Source organism: Fluviicola sp., assembly GCF_030151805.1.
Lineage (GTDB): Bacteria > Bacteroidota > Bacteroidia > Flavobacteriales_D > Crocinitomicaceae > Fluviicola.
On record NZ_JASLCN010000033.1, the window covers coordinates 1 to 2,742 of the forward strand.

Annotated in this window: 1 protein-coding gene and 2 pseudogenes; 2 read left to right on the top strand and 1 reads right to left on the bottom strand. The window is 41.1% G+C overall.

What is annotated here, in order from left to right; all coding sequences use genetic code 11:
- Positions 1–244 (top strand): annotated as a pseudogene (locus Q1V93_RS01255) (hypothetical protein); the annotation flags it as partial.
- 2 nt (positions 245–246) lie between these two features.
- The gene (locus Q1V93_RS01260; RefSeq protein WP_300660381.1) at positions 247–1,686 is read left to right on the top strand and encodes a glycosyltransferase family 39 protein; all 1,440 of its coding nucleotides are present in this window, start codon (positions 247–249) and stop codon (positions 1,684–1,686) included.
- A gap of 125 nt (positions 1,687–1,811) precedes the next feature.
- Here Q1V93_RS01260 and hppD read toward each other — a convergent pair.
- A pseudogene (hppD, locus tag Q1V93_RS01265) lies at positions 1,812–2,742 on the bottom strand (4-hydroxyphenylpyruvate dioxygenase); the annotation flags it as partial.

Genomic DNA, 2,742 nt, shown 5'->3' on the forward strand with positions numbered 1-2,742 from the left:
CACCGGAGAGAAGATCAAAACTTCAACTTTGAGACATTCGCTGGAAGTTCTTTTACCGAATGAAGCAGCGAAAATCGAACCGATTATGGAGGAGGTTTTCGGATTGACCAATGAATATTGGGTTTCTTTTTGGGCAGACGATGTGATGTACGACAAACGATTTATTTTCCTTCCTGAAACAATTGATGAGAAAAATTTCATCGAAATTCCGAAACTGGGCGGAAAAGGAATCATGGTCGGTTAAGGATGAATCGCTCCAACTACGCTGCATATTACCTTCCACTCTTTTTCATTCTCCTGAATTTCGTCGTTAAAGGACTTTTCCTCGGCGCCAATTCTCTTGGAGGAGATGAGCCTTTCAGTGTGTATCACTCGCAGCAGTCTTTGAGCAATTTATTCGAGATTTTCCAGAACGAAAACAATCCACCACTGCATTTTCTGTTGCTGCACTACTGGATCAAATATTTCGGGATTTCAGAAATTTCAGTACGGATTCTTTCACTCATTTTCAGTTCACTGACCGTCCTTTTTATTTACCGTATCGGGTTGCGCTTTTTCAATCTCCGTGTCGGTATTTACGCCAGCGTGATCTTCATTTTTTCTACGTATCAGGTCACTTTCGCCCACGAAGCAAGAGCTTATGCCCTGATGGGGTTGCTGACTGCGGTTTCCATGTTTTATTACATGAAAATTGTCATTTCTGAAGACCGGAACAAATGGAATTTCTGTTGGTTCCTTTTAGCAAATACCTTGTTAATTTATACGCACTTTTTCGGGTTTTTCATCCTGTTTATTCAGTTCTTCTTTATTCTTTTCCAGCGAAACCTGCTGAAGAAATACTATCGTTTCCTGGTTTTGTTCGTCGGAGTGTTGTTGTTAACCTATTCGCCGTATATCTGGATTATTCTGAATCGCTTTACGCATTCAACGCAAGGCGGAACCTGGTTAACACCTCCAAGCGGAATCGACGCATTCTATGAAATGTTCCGCGCTTTCAGTAATGCTCCGGTTACAGCTGTTTTCACGCTTGCAGCTTTGATTATCGGCTCAATTCTCCTGATCGTAAAGCGCAGACAAAATCCCAATCGTTTAGCGACCCGCCTCGTTCTTTGCTGGTTCTATATTCCCTTCGTTTTCATGTTCGTCATCTCATTCCGGGTTCCTATGTTTTTGGATCGCTACCTGATGTTCATCGCAATTGGTTTCTGCATTATCGTTGCACTTTCTGCCGATTTTATCATTCAAAAACCGAAGTTGCAATTTCTGGTTCCTGGTTTCATCTGCTTATTATTTATCGTCTCCGTAAAACCGAATAAAACGAACAAACGGGAAGTCCGCGAAACGGTTCAACTGGTGAAAGAACTGGAAAACGACAGCACCCTGGTTTTAGTTGCCCCGGTTCATTTTTCGCTGAACTTCATTTATTATTACGATCGGGATTTGTTCCGGGAACCGGATGGCGAGAAGATTCAAAATGGATTAGCAAAGCAATCTCTACACTGCATCAACAGCCTGGAAGGGATTGATTACAAAAACCGGAAACGCATTGTGCTTGTGGATGCTGCAAGTAATTTCTCTGCTCCGAACAACAACATTCTAAATACGTTAAACGCTCAATTCAATCAAACGAAGAAACATCACATCGAGGAGATTTTTGATATCTACGAGTTTGAAAAAAGACCGTAAGACTTCAGGAGGCAAGACCAAAGACTGATTTTACATAAAAAACCTCGACGTCCATTGATCGGAGTCGAGGTTTTTCGCTTAACTAAATCTGTCTTGACTCTTTCGTCTCAGAGTCTATTTGTCTCTTAAAGAGTTCCTCTTTTCTCTTGTTCTCTTTCAATTGATTCAAACAACGCCTTGAAGTTTCCAGCTCCGAATCCGCGAGCTCCCATTCGTTGAATGATTTCGAAGAATAAAGTCGGTCTATCCTCAATTGGTTTGGTAAAGATCTGTAACAAATACCCTTCATCATCCGCATCAATCATAATTCCCAATTTCTGCAATTCATTGATATCCTCTTTGAATTTCGACATGTGATCCTTCAAACGCTACGGAATTGCATCGTAATATTCCTGGGGAGGAGTTGATAAGAACTCAACACCTCGTGATTTCATTTCAGCAACCGTTTTAATGATATCATCTGTTGCCACTGCAAGATGCTGAACGCCTTCACCTTCGTAAAAATTAATGTACTCCTCAATTTGAGAGCGCTTTTTACCTTCCGCAGGTTCGTTGATCGGGAACTTGATTCGGCCATTTCCGTTCGACATTACTTTCGACATCAAAGCAGAATATTCTGTCGTAATTTGTTTGTCATCGAACGATAAGAAATTGACAAATCCCATGATATCTTCAAACCATTTTACAGCTTCATTCATTCTATTCCAATCCACATTTCCTACCATGTGATCGATGAACTTCAATCCAACCGGAGCCGGATTGTAATTCGTTTGATGTGCTACATAACCCGGCATAAAAATACCTGTGTAATTTTTGCGTTCAACGAATACAAAAACCGTTTCGCCATAAGCCCCATAAATTCCGGAACGAACCACTTCTCCGTTTTCATCCGATTCAACCATTGGTTCAAAGAAAGACTTCGCTCCTCTTTTGGTTGTTTCTTCGTAAGATTTTCTGGCATCTTCTACCCAAAGCGCAATCACTTTTACTCCGTCACCATGCTTTTTTCCGTGTTCTCCAATCGGTGAATCGCTATTCAATGCCGTTGTTAATACA